General features: G+C 34.1%; 24 protein-coding genes and 1 other annotated feature. Of the genes, 20 read left to right on the plus strand and 4 right to left on the minus strand.

What is annotated here, in order from left to right:
- The first annotated feature begins 76 nt into the window (after window positions 1-76).
- The 12 genes from EUBIFOR_RS00110 (at window position 77) to EUBIFOR_RS00165 (ending at window position 10,636) form a co-directional block, all read left to right on the plus strand.
- Window positions 77-1,240 carry an NAD(P)-dependent malic enzyme gene (locus EUBIFOR_RS00110; protein WP_003863839.1) on the plus strand — a complete coding sequence of 388 codons (1,164 nt, stop codon included), beginning with the start codon at window positions 77-79 and terminating at the stop codon, window positions 1,238-1,240.
- A complete protein-coding gene (locus EUBIFOR_RS00115; protein WP_003863840.1) occupies window positions 1,233-2,078 on the plus strand; it encodes a patatin-like phospholipase family protein in 846 nt (281 codons plus the stop codon). The genes EUBIFOR_RS00110 and EUBIFOR_RS00115 overlap by 8 nt, the downstream gene beginning before the upstream one ends.
- Window positions 2,079-2,287: 209 nt before the next feature.
- Window positions 2,288-3,052 (plus strand): Cof-type HAD-IIB family hydrolase, encoded by a 765-nt coding sequence (locus EUBIFOR_RS00120; RefSeq protein ID WP_003863841.1) that lies wholly within the window; start codon window positions 2,288-2,290, stop codon window positions 3,050-3,052.
- 16 nt (window positions 3,053-3,068) lie between these two features.
- Entirely contained in the window at window positions 3,069-3,920 is an 852-nt protein-coding gene (locus EUBIFOR_RS00125; RefSeq protein WP_003863842.1) for an aldose epimerase family protein, read from the plus strand.
- 139 nt (window positions 3,921-4,059) lie between these two features.
- Entirely contained in the window at window positions 4,060-5,238 is a 1,179-nt protein-coding gene (locus EUBIFOR_RS00130; RefSeq protein ID WP_003863843.1) for an SIS domain-containing protein, read from the plus strand.
- Between the two features lie 23 nt (window positions 5,239-5,261).
- The gene (gene agaF, locus EUBIFOR_RS00135; RefSeq protein WP_003863844.1) at window positions 5,262-5,693 is read left to right on the plus strand and encodes a PTS galactosamine/N-acetylgalactosamine transporter subunit IIA; all 432 of its coding nucleotides are present in this window, start codon (window positions 5,262-5,264) and stop codon (window positions 5,691-5,693) included.
- Between the two features lie 98 nt (window positions 5,694-5,791).
- Window positions 5,792-6,958: an amidohydrolase gene (locus EUBIFOR_RS00140; RefSeq protein WP_040465963.1), complete on the plus strand. Its 1,167-nt coding sequence runs from the start codon at window positions 5,792-5,794 to the stop codon at window positions 6,956-6,958.
- A gap of 238 nt (window positions 6,959-7,196) precedes the next feature.
- Entirely contained in the window at window positions 7,197-7,673 is a 477-nt protein-coding gene (gene agaB, locus EUBIFOR_RS00145; protein ID WP_003863846.1) for a PTS galactosamine transporter subunit IIB, read from the plus strand.
- A 23-nt stretch (window positions 7,674-7,696) separates the two neighbouring features.
- Entirely contained in the window at window positions 7,697-8,488 is a 792-nt protein-coding gene (locus EUBIFOR_RS00150) for a PTS mannose/fructose/sorbose/N-acetylgalactosamine transporter subunit IIC (RefSeq protein ID WP_003863847.1), read from the plus strand.
- A complete protein-coding gene (locus EUBIFOR_RS00155; RefSeq protein WP_003863848.1) occupies window positions 8,478-9,353 on the plus strand; it encodes a PTS system mannose/fructose/sorbose family transporter subunit IID in 876 nt (291 codons plus the stop codon). The genes EUBIFOR_RS00150 and EUBIFOR_RS00155 overlap by 11 nt, the downstream gene beginning before the upstream one ends.
- Window positions 9,354-9,496: 143 nt before the next feature.
- Window positions 9,497-10,078, plus strand: coding sequence for a hypothetical protein (locus tag EUBIFOR_RS00160; RefSeq protein WP_003863849.1), 582 nt, complete (start codon window positions 9,497-9,499; stop codon window positions 10,076-10,078).
- A 9-nt stretch (window positions 10,079-10,087) separates the two neighbouring features.
- On the plus strand, window positions 10,088-10,636 hold the full coding sequence (locus EUBIFOR_RS00165) for a hypothetical protein (protein WP_003863850.1): 549 nt from the start codon (window positions 10,088-10,090) through the stop codon (window positions 10,634-10,636).
- Between the two features lie 68 nt (window positions 10,637-10,704).
- Here the strand turns inward: EUBIFOR_RS00165 and EUBIFOR_RS00170 are convergent, their stop codons facing one another.
- Window positions 10,705-12,030: a class II D-tagatose-bisphosphate aldolase, non-catalytic subunit gene (locus tag EUBIFOR_RS00170; protein ID WP_003863851.1), complete on the minus strand. Its 1,326-nt coding sequence runs from the start codon at window positions 12,028-12,030 to the stop codon at window positions 10,705-10,707.
- A 189-nt stretch (window positions 12,031-12,219) separates the two neighbouring features.
- Here EUBIFOR_RS00170 and nagB point away from each other — a divergent pair, with 189 nt between their 5' ends.
- From nagB to EUBIFOR_RS00205, 7 genes are all read left to right on the plus strand, one after another.
- Window positions 12,220-12,939, plus strand: coding sequence for a glucosamine-6-phosphate deaminase (gene nagB, locus EUBIFOR_RS00175; RefSeq protein WP_040465964.1), 720 nt, complete (start codon window positions 12,220-12,222; stop codon window positions 12,937-12,939).
- A 69-nt stretch (window positions 12,940-13,008) separates the two neighbouring features.
- Window positions 13,009-13,758 (plus strand): class B sortase, encoded by a 750-nt coding sequence (gene srtB, locus EUBIFOR_RS00180; RefSeq protein ID WP_003863853.1) that lies wholly within the window; start codon window positions 13,009-13,011, stop codon window positions 13,756-13,758.
- A gap of 29 nt (window positions 13,759-13,787) precedes the next feature.
- Window positions 13,788-14,870 (plus strand): undecaprenyldiphospho-muramoylpentapeptide beta-N-acetylglucosaminyltransferase, encoded by a 1,083-nt coding sequence (gene murG / locus EUBIFOR_RS00185; RefSeq protein ID WP_040465965.1) that lies wholly within the window; start codon window positions 13,788-13,790, stop codon window positions 14,868-14,870.
- Between the two features lies 1 nt (window position 14,871).
- Entirely contained in the window at window positions 14,872-15,771 is a 900-nt protein-coding gene (gene murB, locus EUBIFOR_RS00190) for a UDP-N-acetylmuramate dehydrogenase (RefSeq protein WP_003863855.1), read from the plus strand.
- Window positions 15,765-16,748 carry an OCRE domain-containing protein gene (locus tag EUBIFOR_RS00195; RefSeq protein WP_003863856.1) on the plus strand — a complete coding sequence of 328 codons (984 nt, stop codon included), beginning with the start codon at window positions 15,765-15,767 and terminating at the stop codon, window positions 16,746-16,748. Before murB ends, EUBIFOR_RS00195 begins: the two co-directional genes overlap by 7 nt.
- A 55-nt stretch (window positions 16,749-16,803) precedes the next feature.
- A complete protein-coding gene (locus EUBIFOR_RS00200; RefSeq protein ID WP_003863857.1) occupies window positions 16,804-17,163 on the plus strand; it encodes an Asp23/Gls24 family envelope stress response protein in 360 nt (119 codons plus the stop codon).
- Window positions 17,164-17,173: 10 nt separating this feature from the next.
- Window positions 17,174-18,799, plus strand: a complete 1,626-nt coding sequence (locus EUBIFOR_RS00205; protein WP_003863858.1) for a DAK2 domain-containing protein — start codon at window positions 17,174-17,176, stop codon at window positions 18,797-18,799.
- A 332-nt stretch (window positions 18,800-19,131) separates the two neighbouring features.
- On the opposite strand, the gene EUBIFOR_RS00210 is transcribed toward EUBIFOR_RS00205, so the two are convergent.
- Window positions 19,132-20,868, minus strand: coding sequence for a carbon starvation CstA family protein (locus EUBIFOR_RS00210; RefSeq protein ID WP_003863859.1), 1,737 nt, complete (start codon window positions 20,866-20,868; stop codon window positions 19,132-19,134).
- 64 nt (window positions 20,869-20,932) lie between these two features.
- Window positions 20,933-21,152: a binding site (T-box leader), on the minus strand.
- Between the two features lie 162 nt (window positions 21,153-21,314).
- Between EUBIFOR_RS00210 and EUBIFOR_RS00215 the strand changes: the two genes are divergently transcribed.
- On the plus strand, window positions 21,315-22,061 hold the full coding sequence (locus EUBIFOR_RS00215; protein WP_003863860.1) for a metallophosphoesterase family protein: 747 nt from the start codon (window positions 21,315-21,317) through the stop codon (window positions 22,059-22,061).
- Between the two features lie 12 nt (window positions 22,062-22,073).
- Here the strand turns inward: EUBIFOR_RS00215 and EUBIFOR_RS00220 are convergent, their stop codons facing one another.
- Window positions 22,074-23,033: an L-lactate dehydrogenase gene (locus tag EUBIFOR_RS00220; RefSeq protein ID WP_003863861.1), complete on the minus strand. Its 960-nt coding sequence runs from the start codon at window positions 23,031-23,033 to the stop codon at window positions 22,074-22,076.
- A 74-nt stretch (window positions 23,034-23,107) separates the two neighbouring features.
- Window positions 23,108-24,232, minus strand: coding sequence for a S1C family serine protease (locus EUBIFOR_RS00225; protein ID WP_003863862.1), 1,125 nt, complete (start codon window positions 24,230-24,232; stop codon window positions 23,108-23,110).
- Window positions 24,233-24,306 lie beyond the last annotated feature (74 nt).

Genomic DNA, 24,306 nt, shown 5'->3' on the forward strand with positions numbered 1-24,306 from the left:
TTTTGAATTCGCAAGCATTCAAAAGATGGAAAAGATGGTTGAAATTGTATTAAAAATTGTTGAGTAGGAGGTTATCATGGATTACGCAAAGGAAGCTTTAAGATTACATGCGAAGTGGAATGGTAAATTGGAAACTGTTCCTAAAATGAAGATTGAAAACAAAGATGATTTATCAATTGCCTATACACCAGGTGTTGCTGCGCCATGTTTAGAAATTGAAAAAGATAAAAAGAATAGTTACGTATATACGGGAAGATCTCATACAGTAGCTGTCATTAGTGATGGTAGTGCTGTTTTGGGACTAGGAAATATTGGCCCTGAAGCAGGTATGCCTGTTATGGAAGGTAAATGTGTGTTGTTTAAGGCATTGGGAAATGTGGATGCTGTTCCATTATGTTTGAATACGCAAGATACAGATGAATTGGTTCAAATTATTTCAAGTTTAGAGCCTAGCTTTGGTGGAATCAACTTAGAAGATATTGCGGCTCCTCGTTGTTTTGAAGTTGAAAAAAGATTGCAGGAAAAAATGAATATTCCTGTTTTCCATGATGATCAGCATGGTACAGCTATTGTAGTTTGTGCGGCTTTAGTAAATGCTTTAAAATTGGCAGAAAAACAAAATCCAACAATCGTTATCAATGGTGCGGGTAGTGCTGGTGTTGCGATTGCGACTTTAATTTTAAAGATTGGATTAGGCAATGTGATTTTAGTCGATAAACAAGGTATTTTAACGGCGGATATGGATTTAACAAGTGGTCAAAGAGGATTGATTGATAAGTTAAACAAAGAAGGAAAGACAGGTTCTTTAAAGGATGCATTAGTAGGGGCTGATGTATTTATTGGTGTTAGTGCAGGTCATATTGTGTCTAAAGAAATGATTGCTTCTATGAATGAAAAGGCAATTGTATTCCCTATGGCAAACCCTGTTCCTGAAATTGAACCGGATGATGCGAAGGAAGCTGGAGCTTATATCGTGGGTACAGGTCGTAGTGATCATCCAAACCAAATCAATAATGTATTGGCTTTCCCAGGTATTTTTAAAGGAGCATTAAAGGCTGGTGCTACATGTATCAATGATGCGATGAAAGAAGCGGCTGTTTATGCGATTAGTTCAATGGTTACAGAAGATATGTTAGATAGTGAACATATTATTGTTTCAGCTCTAGATCCTAGAGTTGCAGATGTTGTAGCACAAGCAGTGGCAGATGCGGCAAAAGAAAGTGGTGTAGTGCGTGAGTAGAGTAGGTATTGTTGCAGAAGGTGGAGGAACTAAGGCTGCTTATTCTGCAGGAGTATTGAAGTGTTTACTTGAGCATGATATTGTACTTCCTTATTGTGTAGGTATTAGTGCAGGTACAGAAATTTTGTTGAGTTATGTGTCTAAACAAGTGGATCGTCTAGAGGTGACTGGAATTGATGCGCCTTGTCAAAAAGGTGTAGTTGGATTAAGACCCTTTTTAAAAGAAGGTTCTATCTTTGGAATTGAAGCAACTTATGATTTTATTGAGTCTAGAGTTCCGTTGGATTTAGAGGCTTTTCAAAATAGCGAAACACAGATGGAAGTGGGTCTATATAATTTAAAGACGCATAAAGTTGAATATTTTGATAAGAGTCATATTGATAAAGATGAAACGTTGATCAAGGCAAGTTGTGCATTATTGCTTTTAGCTAGACCTTATGAATTTAAAGGGGAAATGTGGATGGATGCAGGTCTTGTGGATATGATTAGTATTGAACAAAGTCTTCGTGCTGGAAATGATAAGCATATTGTGATTTCTACAAAGGAAGAAGGCTATGTTCGTAATCCAGCACCAAAATGGCAATTGTTGTTATCTAATTTGGTATATAAGGATAAACAAATTACGGATGATTTAAGAAATCGTCATATTCGTTATAAGGAACAGTGGGATAAGATTGCAGAATTAGAAAAACAAGGTAAAGCTCTAGTTTTGCGTCCGCATAAAGATCTTGGTGTCACTCGTTATACGACAGATCCAGAAAAATTGGGCCCTTGGTTTCAATTAGGATATGATGAAACTTTAGAGCGTATGGATCAAATCAAAGAATTCATTAAATAAAAAACCTGGGTTTCCAGGTTTTTCTTTTGCCACAACAATCATTTAAGGAGGTTTGTTGTGGTAATTGTGACTACTTATGAGAAGTGCAAATTCTTTTATACTAGAAAAGAGATTGTAATCACATTAATAAGTATAGAGAGTCAATGTGAATTTATTATTAAAAATCGAAAATTCTTTTAAAAAAATTAGAAAGAGGATATTATTAAGGTATGAACGGTTATTTTTTTGATATGGATGGAACACTTTATAATAACAAGTTCCATGAAGTGAGTGAAAAAACATTTAAGATGTTAAATGAACTACAAAGACAAGGGCACTTTGTAGCTTTATGTACAAGTCGTTGTCAAACAGAATTAAAGAATCTTCCTTCTTGTATGCGAAACTTTCAATTTGATTGTATGATCAGTGATGGTGGGGCTTTGATTTTAGATAGACATAAAGAAGTTCTTGAAATGAATTGTATTTCTAAAGCCACAATGAAAACTATAGATTCTTTTTGTAAGGAACATAGTTTAGTGTATCGTTATAGTACAAGGAATGGAAATTATTTTGGTACGCCGTATTCGAAGTATGCACATGACATCTATTTTCATTTGTATTTAAATAGTCCAATATTTAAACCATATGAGAATGATGATGTACTAAATCTTCTTGTCTTTTGCGAAGGACAAGATAAAGAAAAATTTAGGCCTTTGATCAAAGATTTGGGTATTGTAGAATTTTTTGATTGTTTTGAGATTCGTGCTAATCAAATTGATAAGGCAACGGCTGTTAAAAAAATTATGGATTTTCATAAGTTTGATACAACATATTGTTTTGGGGATGGAACAAATGATGTGGATATGTTGAAAATGGCGGATGTTGGTGTTGCGATGGGGAATGCGTGTGATGCATTAAAAGAAGTTAGTGATGTTGTGATTGGAAGAGTGGATGAGGATGGCATCTACAATTACTTAATGGAAAATAAAAGCTGAATAGGAGGAGAATAAGATGGCTTATATTTTAGAGAATGATGTATTGAAGTTGGAGTGTACTCAAAAGGGTGGTGAAATGTTACACCTAGTAAAGAAGAGTATACAAAGAGAAACATTATATCAAGGAGATCAGGGGTGGTCTGGAAGAAATCCTTCTTTATTTCCAATGGTAGGAAATACGTATACAAAGGATTATGAGATTGATGGTAAAAAATATGCGATGAAAAATCATGGCTTGATTCGTTATGCGACTTTAAAGGGTGAAAGTAAAGAAGATAAACTTGTATTTAGCTTGGATGCAAACGAGGAAACGTTAGCTCAATATCCTTTTAATTTCCATTTTGAGATTGGATATAAATTGGATGGAAATAAAGTATTGATCAATTATCATATTAAGAACAATGATGAAAGGGATATGCCTTTTGGATTTGGTTTGCATCCTGGATTTAAGTTGGATGATGAATTTTCAACATATACTTTAGATTTTGAAAAAGAAGAAAACGTAAAACAATTGTTGTTTGATCCTAGCTACGAAAAGAATGTGGAGTATCAGGATGTTGCGTTTAAAGAATGGAAATTGTCTAGAGATGATGTGAAGAGGTACGCGACGATTATTTATAAAGATTTAAAATCAAGTTTTGTGACTTTAAAACATGGAGATGATGAAGTTGTTCGTGTATCGATTGAGGGATATCCATATTTAGCTTTATGGACACATGATAGTGAATCGGATTTCTTATGCATTGAACCATGGTATTCGCATGGTGATTTTGAAAAGGAAACACCGGATTTTTATCATAGAGAAGGAACTATGATTTTAAAGCCAAATGAAGAGTGGTCTTGTTCATATTGGATTGAGGTGCTTTAAGAAGGAGAAATCCTTCTTTTTTAGTGTAAATTTGTATTTTTAAAGAACAAATTTGCACTTTTTAGTTTACTTTCATCCAAAATCTTTTATTTTAGTTAAAAATAGTTATAATGAAATTAGTTCAAAAGGAGAAAGAAAAATGTTCGGAAAAGAAAAATCAACTTGGGAAGAATTAAGTGGTATTTTTACTGCACAGGAAATTTACCAACAACCTGCTACTTGGGCTAAAACAATTGCTCAAATTAAAAATGAAAAGGAAGCTCTTAAAAAATTCATGGAACCTGTATTAAGTGATCCAGATTGTGATATCGTATTTACAGGTGCTGGAACGAGTGAATATGTAGGTAATGCTTTATATTCATACGTTAACCGTTATACTGGTTACCATGCAAAATCATATGCTTCTACAGATTTAGTAGAAACTCCAGAAAACTATTTATCAAGAAATAAAAAGACTTTATTAGTGAACTTTGGTCGTTCAGGAAACTCTCCTGAAAGTGTTGGTTCAGTACAAGTTGCTGATGAAGTATGTAAGGAAAATGTGTATCATTTATTTATTACATGTAACAAGGATGGAGCTTTAGCAAAAGCGGCTGCTACTCGTGATAATGCTTACGATATTAACTTGACACCTGAAACTCATGACCAATCATTTGCTATGACTTCAAGTTTCTCTAACATGATGTTGGCTGCATTATTATGTTTCCGTTTAGATGATATTGATGAAGTAGCAAAAGAAATGGAAAGTGTAATTGCTCAAGGTCAAAAATTTGTTGATGAAGGATACAAAGTATGCGAAGATTTAGTAGCTGACTTTGCTGAATTCAATCGTATTGTTTACTTAGGTGCAAATACATTAAAGGGTATTGCTCAAGAAAGTCAATTAAAGATTTGTGAATTGACTGCTGGTACCGTTACAACTACATTTGATAGTCCAATGGGATTCCGTCATGGACCTAAATCAGTTATTAATGATGAATGTTTAACTGTTGTTTATTTATCAGATGATGAATACCAAAGACAATATGAATATGACATTATTAAAGAAATGAGTGGACAACGTAAGAAGAATCGTTTAGTTGCTGTTTCTAGTCATGCAGATGCTGAAATCGAAGGATTAGTAGATACATTCATCAACTTTGATTTAGATGCACCAAAAGATAATATTTTCTTAGGATTTGACTATATTTTAGTTGCTCAAGTTATCGCATTATTTAAATCATTGAGTTATAAAATTACACCAGACAATCCATGTCCAACAGGAGAAGTAAACCGTGTTGTTAAGGGTGTAACTATTTACCCATATACTGCAAAGTAAAAATTTAGAGGAGACAAAAGAAGATGATAGGATTAATTGTTACTGGCCATGGTCACTTTGCATCTGGCTTAACTACAAGTTTAAATTTGATTGCTGGAGATGCAAAAGATTATGTTGCTGTAGATTTTGAGGCTACAGATTCAACAGATGATTTAGCAAAAAAATTAACAGACGCTATGGATTCATTAAAAGACTGCGAAGGAATCATTGTATTAAGTGATTTAGCTGGTGGTTCTCCATTCAAGACGGCTGTTGAAATTGGTTTCCCAAGAGGAAATGTAGAAGTTGTTGCAGGTACAAACTTAGGTATGTTAGTAGAAATCAACTTGACTCGTACTTTCTCAGAAGATGTACATGCTTTAGCTGAATCTGCATGCAATGTTGGAAAAGACCAAGTTATGCGTTATGTATTCCAACACATTCAACAAAACGACGATTTATCAGATGGTATCTAATAATTAAGCTAGGCTTTTGCCTGGCTTTTTTCTTTTGTAAAAACTTTTCAAATGTCTGAAAATGCGGTATGATGTTTTCACAAACGGAGGAATTTAGAATGGATTATAAAGGAAGAATTGAAGCATCTATTCAAGCACATTTAGATGCATATATGGATATTGTAAAAACACTATACGATAATCCGGAAACAGGCTTTGAGGAATATGAAACACAGAAGGTATTGGTCAAATATTTGAAAGATGCAGGCTTTGATGTAAAGTCTAGCGTAGTGGTTGATACAGATTTTGTGGCTGAATATAAATCAGGTAAAGAAGGACCAACGATTGCCTATATGTGTGAATATGATGCACTACCAGAAGTTGGACATGGGTGTGGCCATAACTTAATTGCTGGTATTGGTATTGCGGCTGGTGAAGCCTTGAAGAGTGTTATAGATGAAATTGGCGGAACCGTTCGTGTTGTGGGAACTCCTGGTGAAGAGAATTTTGGTGGAAAAGTAAAAATGAGTGAAGCTGGTGTCTTTGATGATGTTGATGCAGCTTTAATGGTGCATCCAGATACAGAAAATGGTGTCGGATCAAGATCATTGGCTATTTTACCAATTAAATATGAATTCTTTGGTAAGAATGCACATGGATGTCATCCTCAAGATGGTCATAGTGCATTAGATGCAGCGATTAGTACATATACACAGATTTCAATGTTACGTCAATTTGTAACGCCTGGATCATATATTCATGGAATTATTCGTGATGGTGGTTTAGCTGCCAATGTAATTCCAGCTTATGCAAGTATGGAGTATTATTTTAGGGCACCTACAATGGCTTATTGTAAAGAAATTGCGGCTCGTGCCCAAGATTGTGTAAAAGGATCATGTATTGCAAGTCAAACAACATATAAAACAAGTATGTATGAGTGTCCTTATGAAGATACAAAGATCAACTATACTTTAGCTGATATGTTGACAGAAAAATATAAAGAACTAGGTGTAGAACAGATTAATCCAGTGGATGAAATTCCATGTGGTTCTACAGATGTTGGAAGTGTAAGTTATGTTTGCCCTACAATTCAAGGAACGATTAAAATTGCCGATTGTACTGTGGCTGGTCATTCTAAAGAAATGGCGGCTGCAACAATTAGTGAGGATGGAAAAGCTGGATTAGTAACAGCGGCTACAGCGATTGCGTTAATTGGTTTAGATTTGATTGTTAAACCAGAAAAGTTAGAAAAAGCAAAAAAAGAGTTTAAAGAAGGGACATGCTAATTAGCATGTTCTTTTGTTTTGTGAAAAGGTTTTCAAAATTGATTTTTAAACCGATTTTGTGATAATTATGTTATTTTTTTGCCAATTTTTATAATTGTTAGTGATAAAAAATAAAAAATTACTAAAAAGTGCAAACAATTTCTTAAAATGTGTAAAGAAATTATGAATAGAAAATGTATAATATAGTCAAGATAGTTATTCTTTAAAGAAGAAAGCGCTATCAGGAAGGAGAGAGAATATGCCAAATATTTTATTAACAAGAATCGACAATCGTTTGATTCACGGTCAAGTTGCAACTCAATGGAGTGGAGTTCTAGGAGCTAACTTATTATTAGTTGCAAATGACGCTGTCGCAAAAGATGAATTCCGTCAAGGTTTGATGAACATGGCTGCTCCAGCTTATGCTCAGACTCGTTACTTCTCAATTCAGAAGACAATCGACATTATTGGAAAAGCGAGCCCTGCTCAAAAGATCTTCATCATTTGTGAAACGCCTCAAGATGTATTACGTCTAGTTGAGGGTGGTGTTCCAATTAAAAAATGTAATATTGGAAACATGCACATGTCTGAAGGTAAACGTCAAGTCGCTACTACAGTAGCTGTAAATGACGATGATGTTGCTGCATTCAAGAAATTGCAAGAATTAGGTGTTGAATTAGAAATTCAACGTGTACCTGACATCGCACCTGAAGATATTAATAAACTTTGGAGTTAATCCAAAAAAGGAGAAAATGAAAAATGAATATTGTAGAAATTGTGTTATTGGCAATTGTAACATTCTTCTTTGCCATCGACCAATTCTCATTAACTGAAATCGTTTATCGTCCTATCATTGCTTGTCCAATTATTGGTGCAATCTTAGGTGATGTAAACACTGGCTTAGTTGTTGGTGGTACATATGAGTTAATGATGGTTGGTAACATGCCAGTTGGTGGAGCACAGCCTCCTAACGCTGTATTAGGATCAGTTGTTGCTATGATTTTCGCTGTTAAAGCAAAAATGGATATTAATGCTGCTTTAGGAGCTTGTATGATTTTCGCTACATTCGGACAATACGTTGTAACATTAACATTTACAATCATGTCTGGTTTAATGGCTAAAGCCGATAAAGCTGCTAATGAAGCTAACCCTAAAGGAATCACTGCTGTATTAAATACTTCAATGGCTATCTTAGGTACTTTATTTGCTGTAATCGCTATTTTAGCATATGTTGGTGGAACTGCTGCTTCTGGTGCTTTACAAAGCTTAAGTGAAAACGCAAGCTGGTTCATGGGTGGTTTAAGTGCTGCCGGTGGAATGATGCGTTTCGTAGGTTTCGCTGTATTGTTAAAGATTATGCTTTCTAACGACTTGTGGGGATGGTTACTAGCTGGTTTTGCTTGCGCATTACTATTTGGTAACGTTGAAGCTACAGCTTCTGCTTGCTTGATCTTAGTTGCATTCATCGGTGTTGCAATCGCATTATTAGACTTCAAGATTACTTCTATTGAAACAAAAGCTGCGCAGGGAGGTGTAAGTGATGGAATCTAATGCAATGACTTCTTACAAGGATACTACTCCTGCTGCAAGATTAGATAAACAAACTTTAAATAAAATGGTATGGCGTTCTTGCCAATTACAGGCTGCGTTCAACTACGAACGTATGCAATCTGCTGGTTGGTTATGGGCTATGTTACCAGGTTTGGAAAAAATCCACACTAATAAAGATGACTTAGCTGCATCTATGACTCACAACATGGATTTCCTTAATACTCACCCATTCTTCGTAACATTCGTTATGGGTATCGTATTATCAATGGAACAACAAAAAACAGATATTCAGACAATTCGTTCTGTACGTATCTCAACAGCTGCTCCATTAGGTGGTATTGGTGATGCATTGTTCTGGTATACATTAATTCCTATCACTGCTGGTTTAACTGCAAACATGGCTATTGATGGAAGTATCATGGGACCAATCTTATACTTCGTTATCGCATTCGGTGTTGAAATGGTATTACGTTATGCTTTAATGTACTGGTCATACAACTTAGGTTTAACTGCTGTTAAGATGATGACTGCTAACGCTAAAGCATTCACTCACGCTGCTAGTGTATTAGGTGTATTCGTTGTTGGTGCTTTAATTTCTAACTATGGTGGAGGAACAAAATTAGGTATCTCTATTGCTAATGGTGAAGGTGATCCAATTGTTATCCAAAACTACTTAAATATGATTTTACCTTGCTTAATCGCATTCGCATTCACTATGATGTGCTATGTATTGATTAAGAAGAAAAACTGGACTCCAGTAAAATGTATCGCATTATTCTTAGTAATCGGTATTGTTGGTGCTGCATTCGGTATCTGGGCTGGTGGATACACACCTCTAGTACCAGTTCCTTGGACAGTTATCTAGTAGGCTAATCTAACGAAGTTAGAATATTTTCTCTCAAATATAAGGTTGTAACGGATTATATCCTTACAACCTTTAATTTTATTTTTAGGTCATTAAATATTACAATTTGATGGTTTAAAAATGAAATTAAGGAGGTACAAATTATGGCTGATAAAAAATATCCAGTTCTTTATGCCACAAGTGTTAAAGGAACAATTTTTAGACATTGTGGAATTTATAATACAATTTATTTTAATATATATAATAATAAGGAATTAGAGGATAAACCTTATTATTTAGAATATATGGAAGAGACAAGAGAAGAAGTTTATAAGGCGATTCAGAATAAATTTACAATGTCTCAACCATTAAAAGTGACAAATGATCATAAGGTTTTCATTATTTTTAGAGGCAATATTGATATGCGTGATGTGAAAACTTTCTGTAAAATGATGCTGCAAGAGTTGGAATATTTTACGGAAGGTGTGCATAAAGCGGATTATGCAGAATTAGAAACGATGTTTATGGAGATTGGGCGTGCTCCTACTTTTATGAAAGCTTCAAAAGTTGGAGAAAAGTTGACACAAACAGATATTCTTGACAAAATAATGGTGCGCATGGATGGTCATGATCAACCTCAGGATAATGGTTGCTTGACACCATATACGGATTATGTTGATTTTAAAGAGGAAGAAAAACGACAAAATCTTAAAAAAGAAGAACTCGAAGAAGTAGTTGAGTGGTAAGGAGATATTATGGCACAAGGAAGAAAGACAAGACAAAAACAACAAACAGATTTAAAGGGTAATGTATCTGGTTGGCACGTTTATAAAGATGAGCGTGGAAGAGCCGTATATTATGATGTATTCTCAAAAACAGGATATATCTTGGCAAACAATGAAGAAAGATATAAACAATTTAGTATGCGCTTTGTGATGGGACTAATTGGATTTATCTTGATATTGATGTTTAATATGCCTATCTGGTTATGTGTTTTAGCAGGTGTTGGTGTATATGCTTTCTTAGAATTTAGATTTAGAAAGTTCTTAGCAACTTTACCTCGTATTGAAAACTTTAAGTGTAATGAAAAAATGAAGAGTGAAGCTTCAATTAAAACATTAGAAACAAATAAAGTGATTTTAAAAATGGTTTTATTAATCGCTTTATCTGTATTGATTGTACTAAATGCACAAAATGAACGCTACACAGGTTGGATGTTATATTTGAATTATGTGATTAGTGCATTAGCATTGATCTTTGCGTTATATCATGCAAAAGAATTAATTTCAAGAAAGAGTAAGTAAAAGGTTCGGTTGAACCTTTTTTTTTGTTGCATAAAAAAATGCGCACCTTTAAGATGCGCACATTGATATTAACGAACTAATTCTTCTTGGTGACTAGCGTAAGTGTATTCTTCAATTGTATACATAACGCGAGCTTTAATTAAATCTTCAGGTGTGTTGTTCAATTTACCTTCACGTACCAATGTATATTGGAAAGGCATATATTGACTTAGCAATGGTAATGGTACTGGGTGTTCTTTTAAGTTTGCCAATAATTTAGCTAAAGCATTTTTGACATTTTCTTGAGGTAAATAATAACGACAACGATCAGAGAATGAATATTTACGTTTAAATGCAATTTCATTTTCTGTTCCATGATAATATGGTGCCCATTTGCCTGGGTTTGCCAACATAGCTTTGTCTAATTCTTCACGGAAGTGGCTTGTTTCAAATCCGTAAACAGCAGCTAATTCTTCTTCAATCATGCATAATGAGAAGATTCCTTCACGAGCGGCATAAGTAAGTCCTGGACCAACTTTTAAAATTCCTACACCATCTTCTACTAATTCACGTAATTTGAATTTAGTTTGATAGTCTGTTGAGTGTCCTTCAAATACTAATTTGTCAAAATCTTTAATACTTGCCATTAAATCTTTTGCACGTTCTCTATCATATTCTTCACATCCGGCATCTTTTTCTTCAACACCAGGTTGAACTACAGCTGCAATTACATGGTTCCATGCATCTTCAATACCAGCATCATTAAATGCTTTTTCAAAAGTTGCTACAGTATTTTTGAAATCTTCTGGTTTTGTGACTTGCATACCCGCATTTTCTTCTTGTGCTCCACCTGGAATTGGAACTTCACTACCTACAATGTATACTGGGTGAATTGCTTCTGGATTTTCTTGAAGTAATTCTTGATAAGCTTCTTCACATACTTTAGCTAAAGTAGCTCCACGACGAGCGATAGTTTCATCACTTAAACGAGTGTTTGGATCATCATCTGCAACCTTCATACTTGTATCAATATGAATTTTAGTAAATCCAGCACGTACATAGTCGTGAACTAATGTTTTTGCGTATTCCATCGCTTCAGCTTCTGGTTTGTTTGAAACTGTTAATGGTCCTAAGTGATCACCACCTAAGAAAATACGATCACTAGATAATCCAGCTTCTTTTGCTTTTTCATGGCAGAAGTTGAAGAAATCTTGAGGTGTCATTCCAGAGTAACCACCATTTTGGTCTACTTGGTTTGCTGTTGATTCAATTAAAACACATGAATCTTGTTTTTTTGCGGTTTCCATCGCAGCTTCAATTACGAATGCATTACTTGAACAGCATGAATAGATAGCTACGGCTTTACCTTCTTTTTGTTTTTTTACAATATTTAATAATGGATTTTGTTTAGGCATTATGTGTCCTCCTTAACTGATTTTATTATACAGTATGCTTAACTTTTTTTCTCCTTTTTAACATAAAGTCAATTAAAAAGTGCAAATATTACTAATTTGTTAAAAATGACAAAAGCATTACTAAAATGTTTATTTTATTTTGAAAGCGCTATGCTATAATAGTAGAAGAGATATATGGAGGAGATACAAATGAAAGTTATCGTATGTGAAAATTATGATGAAATGTCAGCTAAGGCGTTTGGTGTCATGAAAGAATTGTTGGATGCAAAAAAAGATGCTGTATTAGGATTGGCTACAGGATCGAGTCCGGTTGGATTATATAAAGAAATGATCCAATACCACAAAGATGGATATAGCTATAAAGATATTAAATCTTATAACTTAGATGAATATGTAGGAATTGATCGTAAAGATCCTCAATCTTACTATACATTTATGTATGAAAACTTATTCAAAGATATCGATATCGATTTGAATAACACACACGTTCCTTATGGAAATACAGAAACGGATTGTAAAGCTTATGAAGATGCTTTAAGTGAAGTATCTATTGATTTACAGGTATTAGGAATTGGACAAAATGGTCACATTGGATTCAATGAACCTGGTACTCCATTTGAAGAATTAACACACATTGTTGATTTGACAGAAAATACTCGTGAAGCAAATGCTCGTTTCTTTGATAATGATATCAACAAAGTTCCAACACAAGCTATTACAATGGGAATTGGAACAATTATGAAATCTAAAAAAGTATTATTAGTGGCAAATGGCGAAAATAAAGCAGATGCAGTGAAAGCTATGATTGAAGGACCAATCGATACAGCATGTGCTGCAAGTGCATTGCAAAACCACGCAGATGTAGTTGTTGTATTAGACAAAGCGGCTGCTAGCAAATTGAGCAAATAATTATATTTGTCTTTGTAGGATAGGGAATTCATTTCTCTATCTTTTTTATTTGTGTTAAAATGAACATGTATGAAAAAATGGATATATAGAATTCTTTTAGTTGTTTGTCTTTGTGTATTTGGATACAGTGCATATAATTTATGGGATATTTATTCACAAAAACAACAAGTAGAAAATGAAACTAAGCAATTAGAAAAAAGTGTAATCAAAAAAAAGGACAAAGAAGAAAAGCAAGTATTAGATCCGGATTGGAGCAAACTTAAAGTGGAAAATGAGGATATTGTAGCATGGATCTATGTTCCTGATTGTGATATTTCTTTTCCTGTGATGCAAACAAAAGATAATCAATTTTATTTGAATCACACTGTGAGTAAAGAATATAATGATAGAGGTTCGATTTTTTTGGATGCGAATGCGAATGGACAATTTCAAGATGATAATTCAATTATATATGGACATTCTGTAGAGGGTGGAGGTATGTTTACCTTATTAAAAAAGTATTGTGATGAAGATTTTTTTAAGTCGCATCCAGTATTTTATTTATTAACACCAGATGCGAATTATAAGTGTCATGTTTTTACATTTGCGAAAACGACAGAAGATAGTGTATTCTATACAACGTCATTTGGTGATTATAGACAAGAGACGTTGAATTCTATGCAACAAATGTCGACTTATTTTAATGAATTAGATGATATAGATGCGAATTATGTATCTTTATCTACTTGTGATTTAGAATATGGATTCAATTCGAATCATCGTTTTGTCTTAACTGGCCTTATGGTAAAGACAAGTGGCGATATTGTTTTAAAAGATTGATATATGATATACTTGGTGAGGTTTTTAATATGAAAATTTGTTTTGTGACAGGAGGAACAGGTGGACATATTTATCCGGCTTTAGCTTTGGCGGATAAAATGAAAGAACTTGATTCTTCAACGGAAATATTATTTATTGGAAATGATGATCGCATGGAAAAGGATTTGATTCCTCAAAATGGATATGTGTTTAAGGCTTTACACACTTCTGGATTGGTAGGAAATGCATTTAAAAAATGTATGGCTGTTTGTCAGATGTTTAAAGCAGAAGGTAAGGCAAAAAAATATTTGAAAGAATTCAAACCAGATGTAGTTATTGGTTTTGGAGGCTATGTAAGTGCACCTGTTATTATGGCAGCTCATTCTTTAGGTATCCATACTGTAATTCATGAACAAAATTCTATTGTTGGAAAAGCAAATCAGCTTGTTATGAAAAAAGTGGATGCGATTATAACTTGTTATGAAAAGTGCAATGAGGTTTTTCCTAAGGAAAAGATTCACATGCTTGGAAATCCAAGGGCTACAATTGCTAAAGAAGCAAAATTTGATGAAGACTATTTTAAATCACTAGGCTTAGATTTAGATAAAAAGACCATTCTTATTGTTATGGGCTCTTTAGGTTCTAGTTCAGTAAATGAATTGATGAAGAGTGCTCTAAAGGATGTTGATGGTGATTTACAATTTTTGTATGTCTGCGGAAAAGATAATTCGCAAGATTTGAATTTGTTTGAAAACCAAAAAAATATTCATGTTGTACCATATGTAGATACTTTACGTATATATGGACATGTAGATGGAATGGTTTGTCGTGCAGGAGCAACTACGCTTGCAGAAGTAACAGCTTTAGGTATCCCATCTATTGTGATACCAAGTCCTTATGTGGCAAACAACCATCAATTTTATAATGCGAGCATGCTATTAAAAAAACAGGCTTGTCGTATTATTGAAGAAAAAGATTTAAATGCAGAAACATTGCAGGGACAAATTGTTTCTTTATACGCAAATCCTGTGGTATATAAAGAAACGCATGAGCATGCTTTGCAGATGGGAAAACCAAATGCGGCATATGATATTATAGATTTATTAAAAAATATATGTAAAAAGGGGAAGTAATATGAGCATTAAGGATCGTTTAATGACGTATGCAGAAGTTTTAGAACATGAATCTATGAAGAAACATACAACTTTTAAGATTGGTGGCTTTGTAGATTATTATATTTATCCAAAAAATTGTACAGCTTTGATGTGTGTACTCGATATACTTGCAGAAGAAAATATTCCATATTATGTACTTGGGCGTGGATCAAATGTTTTATGTTCAGATACGGATTTTCATGGTGCAATTATAAATTTAGATCGTACTCTGAATGACTTTTATTTTGAACCAGATGGAATTTTAGTGGCACAAGCAGGATGTTCAATTATAAATATGGCGGTAGAAGCCATGAAAAGATCGTTGACAGGATTGGAATGGGCAAGTGGTATTCCAGGTTCTATTGGGGGATGTCTGTATATGAATGCAGGTGCCTATAAAGATAATATGGCAAATCATTTAGTGGATGTATGTGTTTTAAAAGATAATACAATTTGTTGGATGAAGAAGGATGAATTGGATTATGCATATCGCCATTCTATTTTTCAATCACATAAAGATTGGACTATTTTAGTGGGTCGTTTCCAATTAGAAAAAGGAAATCAAAATGATATTCGTGATTTAATGGATGCTAGACGCGAAAGAAGAATGAGCGCACAACCATTGGATAAGCCATGTGCAGGAAGTGTTTTTAGAAATCCAGAAGAAATTCCTGCTTGGAAATTGATTGAAGATTTAGGTTTACGTGGCCATAAAGTTGGTGGGGCTAAGGTGAGTGAAAAACATTGTAATTTTATTGTGAATGATGATTTAACCGCTACAGCTCAAGATGTTCGTGATTTAATTCATGAAATCAAAGTCAAGGCTAAAAAAGAATATGATATTGACATGGTAACGGAAGTTGAGCAGTTATATTGGTAAAGAAAAAAATAAAGCTAACCATTAAACAAACAATTATTTTTAGTCTTGTTTTTATGATGGTGGCTAGTGTTTTTGTGTATTACTTTTCTACAGATTCCCATGTCAAAGTTTTGTCGTGTAAAAATAATTACTATTTATCAGATAACGAAGTTTATGATTTGGCAAACGTGAGTACAAAAACTCGTCTTTATTTTGTACCTTCTATTCTATTTGAAAAAAGAGTAGAGAAGATGCCATTTGTACAGTCTTGTAAAGTATCAAAGAAGAATCGTAAATTGACTTTTGATGTGCAAGAAAAATTGATTGTTGGCTATTATGTAAAGGGTGATAAAAATTTTGCACTGTTTCAGGATGGAACTTCAATTGAAATTGAAGAACAATATTTGAATATGATTGTGCATTTTCCTTTATTGTCCGATTTTAATGCGAAACAACGCAAACAGTTATGCGAACAATTTCAAAAACATAGCAAAATATTAACACGGGATTTAATAGAAAAGTTTGCGGAAATTGTACCTTATAAAGCGAGTTACGATAAAAATATGTTCAAGATCACGATGCAGGATGGTAATATTGTTTATACGAATTTAAATAGTATAAAAATGCTTTCTAAATACCAAAGTGTATTGACGAAACTTAAGGGAAAGTCGGTATGTTTGGTTTTAGATTCTACACATTCTACGATTGAAAAAGTAAATTGTGAGGATTTGAATTCTAAGAAAAAGGAAGAAGAGCAAAAAAAGACTTCTGAAAAAGCGGAAACAGAAACATCACAAGAAACTGAGAATCGAGAACAACAGCCAGATAGTGAAGAAACAGAAAATGAGGCGGAGTGGGTTTATGATGAGAATACGGGAGTATATTATCATAAAGCTATAGGTATGTATTATGATCCGAATACCGATGAATATTATGATGAAAATGGGACATATTATTATTGGGATGAGGAATCACAAAGCTTTGTAGAAGCGTATTAGGATTTGTGTTTATATTTTAAGTAGAGTATAATTAATAAAAACAGGAGGTTTTATTATGCCTATTAATAAATCAACAGAATACGGAAATATCGAGATTTCATTAGATGCGATTGCCAATTTAGCAGGTGGTGCAATTACTGAATGTTACGGTATTGTAGGTATGGCAAGCCAGAAAACATTGAAGGATGGCTGGGCAGAATTATTGAAAAAGGAAAATTACGCTCGTGGTGTTGTTGTGACACAAGATGAAACGGGTTTGGTTTTAAATCTTTATATTATCGCATTGCAAGGAATTAAATTAAGCGAAGTTGTGTATGAAGCACAAAAGCGCGTTAAATATGTATTGGAAAAGACTTTGGAAGTTAAATGTAACGCTGTAAACATTTATGTTCAAGGTGTACGTGCAGTTAAGTAGGAGTTAAAAAATGGAAAAAATCAATGGTGTATTATTTAAACAGATGCTAGAATCCGGTATGAATAATTTATCAAATCATTCAGCCGAAATTGATGCATTGAATGTTTTTCCTGTACCAGATGGTGATACTGGAACAAATATGCATTTAACTGTATCAAATGGTGTTAAGGAAGCTCTTAAAACGAATTCGGATTCTGTAAAAGATATTGCGAAAACGTTATCTCGTGGATTATTAATGGGAGCACGCGGTAACTCAGGTGTTATTACTTCACAGATTTTTAGAGGAATCTATCAAGCTGTTGAAGACTTAGATGATATGGATGCGTCACAATTGGCTCACGCTTTAGTGAATGGTAGTCGTGTTGCTTATCGTGCTGTTATGCGTCCAGTAGAAGGAACGATTTTAACAGTAGTTCGTGAAGCTGCAGACTATACATATGCATATACTACTACAGAAGAAGTAACAGACTGCATGGATGTGATGAAAAAGATGGTGGATGAAGCCAATGCTTCTTTACAAAGAACACCTGAATTATTACCAGTACTTGCAGAAGTAGGTGTAGTTGATAGTGGTGGAAAAGGACTTTGTGTAATCTTAGAAGGTTTCCTTGCAGCTATGGAAGGTCAGCCAGTTCAACTTGAAGGTGCAAAAGCAGCTGGTGAGAGCGCTCAAACAAAAGTTGAAGGTGGAGAAGAAGAATATGGTTTCTGTACCGAATTTATTTTGAAACTATCTGAAAATGGTATTCGTCATTTCTCTGAAACAAGCTTTAAAGATGAATTAGCTACAATTGGTAATTCAATTGTTTGTGTACAAGATGAGGATTTAGTAAAAGTTCATGTTCATACATTAGAACCATTTACAGCTATTAAAATGGGACGTCGTCAGGGTCGTTTTATTAAATTAAAAGTTGAAAATATGCAAGAACAGCATGACAACATTATTGAAAAAGAAGAAGAGGAAAAAATGGCAGAACACAAAAAATATGCCATTATTACCGTAGCTCCTGGTGATGGAATCAAGAAGATGTTTACAGAACTTAGAGCTGATATTGTTGTCGGTGGTGGACAAACAATGAATCCTAGTACAGAAGATTTTGTTTCAGCCGTTGAAAAGTTGAATGCAGATCATATCTTCATTTTGCCGAACAACTCAAATATTGTTTTAGCTGCAAGTCAGGCTGCACAAGTATGTTCCAATCAAGATATTCATGTACTTCCAAGTAAAACAATTCCACAAGGATTAAGTGCTTGTGTTATGTTTAATCCAGATGTTGAATTAGAAGATAACTTAGCTGAAATGAATGAGGCTATTGAAAATGTTAAATCTGGTGAAGTGACTTATGCAATCAAAGATACAACATATGATGGTCTTGAAATTAAAAAAGATGAATATATGGGTATTTTTGGAAAAGATATTTGTGTATCTTGTCCAGATTGCATGGAAGCAACAAAAAAATTGTTGGATAAAATGCTAGATGATGATAGTGAACTTGTTACTTTGATTTATGGAGATACAGCTACAGAAGAACAGGCTGAAGAAATCGCTGCTTATATCGAAGATAACAGTGATGCAGAAGTTGAAATCCATGAAGGAAATCAACCGATTTACTCATTTATTATTGGTGTTGAATAGAAAAAAATAATGAATCCATCAGACTTAGTTTCTGATGGATTTTACATATAGATTCTTTGGTAGCTTATTTGAATATGGCAGTACACTTTCTATATTTTGTACCACCTCAAATTTGACGCTTACTTTGTAGACGCAATAAATTTGGATGGTGTTAGATGAATTTGCTCTTTAATAATTTAAGGGGCGGTATATACCCTAAAACAGTCTATAGTTGAAATTAGGCTCGGACAACATTCAGTTGTTCGGGTCCTTTTTTTCAACCATTTTAAAGCTTCTATCATCCTTGTTGATTTTAGTAAAAGAAAAGACCGCTTGATGCGGTCTTGATAATTTTATGCGTTTTGTTCTTGTTCTTGAAGTTTTGCCTTTTCAACAGGTTGAACTAATTTTTTTCCAGAACCAATGAAGATCATCAATCCTAATGCCATTAATAGAACAGCGAAGAATAATTGTAGTCCGTCTGTCATAAATGCAAATCCACCAGTTACGAATAACTTTAAGCAGATGTTGTATACGGACATTCCTAAGCTTGTCATTGTTACAACTAACATCATAACCATAGGTACATATAACATGTATCCTTTACGTCCTGTAACTTTTAAGAATACAGATAATGAAACTAATACCATGGCAGCAAGTAATTGGTTAGCACTACCGAATAATGGCCAGATATTTAAGTATCCACCTAAGCTTAATAGATAACCACCAGCTAATGTGATTAAAGTAGCAACGTATTTGTTTGTTAAGAAAGCGACAACACTGTTTGTTTCAACTTCTTCGTTTACTTCAAATAATTCTTGGAATGATAAACGTCCGATTCTAGCAACGGCGTCTAATGATGTTAATGCTAATGCAGAAACGAACATTGTCATAATGCATAGACCCCATTCTTGAGGGAATCCAAATTGTGAAATCAATCCAGTAACACTAACAGAGAACTTAATAAATGGAGTTGCAGTATCGGCAAATGCCATAGAAGATAGTGTTTCATTCAATACGCCTTTACTAGCTAAACTAGTTAAAGATCCAACAACAACAATTACAAGTACAGCTAGTAATGATTCAAGTAACATACTTCCGTATCCAACTTGTAACATATCACTTTCGTTACGGATTTGTTTAGAACTTGTTTCACTAGATACAAGTGAGTGGAATCCACTAACAGCACCACAAGCAACAGTGACAAATAATGTAGGGAAGATATAGCTTCCAGTTGCGGATTTAAATCCTGTAAATGCAGGAGATGTAATTGTTGGATTTGATACGAATACACCAACAACAGCAGCAACGATCATTCCGATGAATAAGAATGTAGTCAAATAGTCACGTGGTTGTTTTAATACCCAGATAGGTGTAACACTCGCAAAGAAGATATAAACGAATACTAGATATACCCATGTCTGTTTTGTGAAGTAAACTGGGAATGCGATTTCTAATGCTAGCATCGCAACGATTAATGCGATACCAAGTACAGCTTGTTTCCACCCAGAAAGACCAGTTTTCTTTAGGAAGAAACCAAATGCGATTGCAACAAATACATATAGAATTGTAATTGAACTTGCAGCTCCACTAGGTAATGATTGTGCACCAGCCGCATTATATCCATTTAATGATCCTGCAACCATGTCGGCAAATGCAGCAATTACTAATAAAGTGAATAACCAGCAGAACAAGAAGAATAATTTACGTCCTGTTTTACCAATATAAGTTTCAATAATTTGTCCCATAGATTTACCATGAGATTTAACAGATGCGTATAGAGCACCAAAGTCTTGTACGGCTCCAAAGAAGATGCTTCCGACCATTACCCATAGAAAAGCAGGTAACCATCCAAATACCATCGCAAGTACTGGACCTGTTACTGGACCGGCTCCGGCAATTGAAGAGAATTGGTGTCCAAATACTTCCCATTTGTTACTTGGAACATAGTCAACTCCATCTTCCTTTTCATAGGCAGGTGTCTTAGCTTTTGGATTGATTCCCCATGTTTTAACTAAATAGCGTCCATAAACTAAGTAGGCTGTTAGCAATAATGCAGCAGCGATAGCTAATAATAATAGACCATTCATAATAACTTTCCTCCCTTAAAACTTTCTATTCAAATATTCAAATAATAAAAAAAAGACCTCGTCTATCTAAGACGAAATCTAATATTATTCCGCGGTACCACTTAGTTTGCAACATCTTTGTTGCCACTTAGAACTTCTTAACGCGAAGGACGAATCATTTTACTATTATTTCAAATGATTGGCTCACAAGGGATAGCTCTAAGGACCATCGTTATCATTTCACCAAATTTGATACTCTCTATGACCAGGTTTGCTTAAAGTCATGTCTTGTTCACAGCTTTGAATATTTGTGGTTGTATAATATACCATCTTGAAAAACGTGTCAACACAAAATGTAATAAAATGTAAATCAATTTTCATTAATTTACATAAATTACAATTGTCATTTGATTGTTAACGTGTGAACATCTGTGCTATAATGTAAAGACGTTGTTGGAGGGGAATTCATGATTTATATAACTGGCGACATTCATAGAGAACAAGATATTCATAAAATCAATCCTAGAGAGTTTACAGTTGGCGATACTTTAACGGAAAATGATTATGTTATTATTTGTGGTGATTTTGGTTGTGTCTGGGATGGAAGTACAGGAGATAACTTTTGGTTGAAATGGTTAGATTCGCTTCCTTGGAATACTTTATTTATTGATGGGAATCATGAAAACTTTGATGTTTTAAATACATATCCTATAGAAGAATATAAGGGTGGTAAAGTCCATCGTATTCGCTCTAAAGTATTTCATTTGATGCGTGGTGAAGTTTTTGATATAGATGGGTATAAATTCTTTACAATGGGTGGAGGATTTTCGCATGATGTATGTTATCGTACAGAACATAAAAATTGGTGGAAAGATGAGATTTGTACGATAGAAGAGGCAAAACACGCATTTGAAACATTGGAAAAAAATGAGTGGAAAGTAGATTATATTTTATCTCATGACATATATTCATCTCATCCATTGGCTCATAAATATGAAATAGATATGAGTTTATATGGAGATAATTATTATGATTTACATGATTGTTTAGAAACGATTGAAAAGAAAACGGAATATAAAATGTGGTTTAGTGGACATTATCATGATGATTTAATTCACTATTCAGATTCACAAAAACCTTGTTTGACTTTATTTGATAAAGTGATGCTGTTAGAAACTATAAATGAAGAAATGAAAAGCCTGACTAAAATTTAGTCAGGCTATTTTTTAAAGGATGTCTTGAAGATTATCTTCAATTGTTTGTTTTAATGTATCGAATGAATGATCAAATCTTTGTTGATCATTTTCATTTAAGTGTAAACGAATAACTTGTTCTACACCATTTGAACCAACAACGCTTGGTGTTCCAATAAAGTATCCTTCTTTACCATATTCACCATTTTGGTAAGCACTAACTGGTAAAATAGCACGTTCATTATTTAAAATACAAGATACGATACGTTTTAATGCCAAACCGATTCCGTAGTAAGTAGCACGTTTTAATTCGATGATCTTATAAGCTTTGTCACGTACATCAATATAGATTTCTTGTAATTCACTTAAAGAAATATTATTTTCATCTAAGTATTCAAGTAAATTTTTGCATCCAATATATGAGTGAATCCAAGGAACGAAACTAGAATCACCATGTTCACCCATGATATAAGCATGGATGTTACTGTCAGCAAATCCTAATTTTTCACTTAATGCATGACGTAAACGAGCCGTGTCTAATACTGTACCTGAACCGATAACGTGGTTTTTAGGTAATCCACTTTCTTTCCAAGCTACATAAGTCATAATATCTACTGGGTTGTTTGCAACAACTAAGATACCATTAAAGTTATTTTCTTTTAAGGCTTGGCATACACCTTTCGTGATATTTGCATTGATTTTAACTAAATCCAAACGAGTTTGACCTGGCTTTTGAGCAGCTCCAGCTGTTAAGACAACGATATTTGTGTCCGTAGCATCTGCATAAGTTCCAGCTGTGATTTTCATCTTTGTATCTGCATATACAAGACCATCACTAAGATCCATTTGTTCTCCTCTTGCTTTGTCTTCATTCACATCGACTAAAACAAGTTCATCAATACCTTTTTCAGAAAGCATTGAATAGGCAAAACTCATGCCGACAAATCCAGTACCAACAAGCATGATTTTTCTTTTTTTGATTTTTTCAGACATAACTTCATTCTCCTTCTTATATCTACACGTATATTATAGGTTAGTTTAAACTAAAAAGCCAGTGAATCACTGGCTTAATTTGCTTGGGTTTGTGCTTGTAAGACAATTTCGACTTCGATTTCTTTAGAATCTCTATCAACAACCATCTTGACGTTGTCTCCAATTTTATGCTTTTTTAATATAGCTTTTACATCACTTGTCGATTGGATCTTTTCTCCATCAAAACGGATAATGCGGTCATTTTGTTTTAATCCGGCTTTATCGGCAGCTCCATTCTTTACAATTTGCACGATATAACAACCATCTTCATATTTAGAATTTTGCGTTTGGTTACTTGAAGTATAGTCATATAAACTAACATTCAAAGCTGGCCTAGAAGTTACACTTCCATTTTGCATAAGCTCTGTAATAACATCTTTGGCAGGCGTAATTGGAATCGCAAAGCCTAATCCTTCAATTCCTGTAGAACTTTCTTTCGCATTTACAATACCAATTAGATTGCCATCAGCATTAAATAATCCACCTCCAGAGTTTCCTGGATTAATGGCGGCATCTGTTTGTAGTAAAGTCATTGTTTCGTTATCGATTGTGATCTGTCGATCGGTTGCAGAAATAATACCTGTAGTAACTGTTCCCCCAAGTTCACCCAATGGATTTCCAATCGCAATGGCAGGATCTCCTACTTGTAAGATATCGCTATCACCTAATGTAGCGGCTAAAAGATTTTGAGCTTCGATTTTAATGACAGCTAAATCAGTTTGTGAATCTGTGCCAATAATTGATGCATCGTATTCTGTTCCATCTGTTGTTGTGACTTTTAAACTGGTTGCACCACTCACAACATGATTGTTTGTGACAATATATCCATCTTCACTAATGATGACTCCACTACCTGCACCTTGAGACACATATTGGCCGAAGATAGAGTTTCCACTAGAAACAGACTCCGTCGTGATTTCTACTACGCTATCCTTACATTTTTCAACGATATCTGAAACATCTGCTACTTGAATGGTTCCAGAATTGGATTTATTAGTTTGTTGTTGAATGGTGACATTGGCGTTATTAGATAAATGACTTCCGGCATAACCAGCACCAAATCCGACAATACCAGATAACAAGATTATACCTGCAGTGGTTAGAATTTTATTTCGAACAGGAACATATGTTTTAGGTTTAAATTTTGGTGGTGTTTGCATGTTAATTCCTCCTTTTGCATGCTATATTCTGTAGTATACACCATTTATCATTAAATATATGTGTCAAATATACC

Source organism: Holdemanella biformis DSM 3989 (assembly GCF_000156655.1).
GTDB lineage: Bacteria > Bacillota_I > Bacilli_A > Erysipelotrichales > Erysipelotrichaceae > Holdemanella > Holdemanella biformis.

Bases quoted from the DNA above. Each gene is read 5' to 3' on its own strand.
- agaB (WP_003863846.1), top strand. From the start codon at position 7,197: ATGCCAAATATTTTATTAACAAGAATCGACAATCGTTTGATTCACGGT.
- EUBIFOR_RS00225 (WP_003863862.1), bottom strand. From the start codon at position 24,232: ATGCAAACACCACCAAAATTTAAACCTAAAACATATGTTCCTGTTCGA.
- EUBIFOR_RS00110 (WP_003863839.1), top strand. From the start codon at position 77: ATGGATTACGCAAAGGAAGCTTTAAGATTACATGCGAAGTGGAATGGT.
- EUBIFOR_RS00220 (WP_003863861.1), bottom strand. From the start codon at position 23,033: ATGTCTGAAAAAATCAAAAAAAGAAAAATCATGCTTGTTGGTACTGGA.
- srtB (WP_003863853.1), top strand. From the start codon at position 13,009: ATGAAAAAATGGATATATAGAATTCTTTTAGTTGTTTGTCTTTGTGTA.
- EUBIFOR_RS00200 (WP_003863857.1), top strand. From the start codon at position 16,804: ATGCCTATTAATAAATCAACAGAATACGGAAATATCGAGATTTCATTA.
- EUBIFOR_RS00150 (WP_003863847.1), top strand. From the start codon at position 7,697: ATGAATATTGTAGAAATTGTGTTATTGGCAATTGTAACATTCTTCTTT.
- EUBIFOR_RS00205 (WP_003863858.1), top strand. From the start codon at position 17,174: ATGGAAAAAATCAATGGTGTATTATTTAAACAGATGCTAGAATCCGGT.
- EUBIFOR_RS00165 (WP_003863850.1), top strand. From the start codon at position 10,088: ATGGCACAAGGAAGAAAGACAAGACAAAAACAACAAACAGATTTAAAG.
- EUBIFOR_RS00155 (WP_003863848.1), top strand. From the start codon at position 8,478: ATGGAATCTAATGCAATGACTTCTTACAAGGATACTACTCCTGCTGCA.
- agaF (WP_003863844.1), top strand. From the start codon at position 5,262: ATGATAGGATTAATTGTTACTGGCCATGGTCACTTTGCATCTGGCTTA.
- EUBIFOR_RS00125 (WP_003863842.1), top strand. From the start codon at position 3,069: ATGGCTTATATTTTAGAGAATGATGTATTGAAGTTGGAGTGTACTCAA.
- EUBIFOR_RS00215 (WP_003863860.1), top strand. From the start codon at position 21,315: ATGATTTATATAACTGGCGACATTCATAGAGAACAAGATATTCATAAA.
- EUBIFOR_RS00140 (WP_040465963.1), top strand. From the start codon at position 5,792: ATGGATTATAAAGGAAGAATTGAAGCATCTATTCAAGCACATTTAGAT.
- EUBIFOR_RS00130 (WP_003863843.1), top strand. From the start codon at position 4,060: ATGTTCGGAAAAGAAAAATCAACTTGGGAAGAATTAAGTGGTATTTTT.
- nagB (WP_040465964.1), top strand. From the start codon at position 12,220: ATGAAAGTTATCGTATGTGAAAATTATGATGAAATGTCAGCTAAGGCG.
- murB (WP_003863855.1), top strand. From the start codon at position 14,872: ATGAGCATTAAGGATCGTTTAATGACGTATGCAGAAGTTTTAGAACAT.
- EUBIFOR_RS00170 (WP_003863851.1), bottom strand. From the start codon at position 12,030: ATGCCTAAACAAAATCCATTATTAAATATTGTAAAAAAACAAAAAGAA.
- murG (WP_040465965.1), top strand. From the start codon at position 13,788: ATGAAAATTTGTTTTGTGACAGGAGGAACAGGTGGACATATTTATCCG.
- EUBIFOR_RS00210 (WP_003863859.1), bottom strand. From the start codon at position 20,868: ATGAATGGTCTATTATTATTAGCTATCGCTGCTGCATTATTGCTAACA.
- EUBIFOR_RS00120 (WP_003863841.1), top strand. From the start codon at position 2,288: ATGAACGGTTATTTTTTTGATATGGATGGAACACTTTATAATAACAAG.
- EUBIFOR_RS00160 (WP_003863849.1), top strand. From the start codon at position 9,497: ATGGCTGATAAAAAATATCCAGTTCTTTATGCCACAAGTGTTAAAGGA.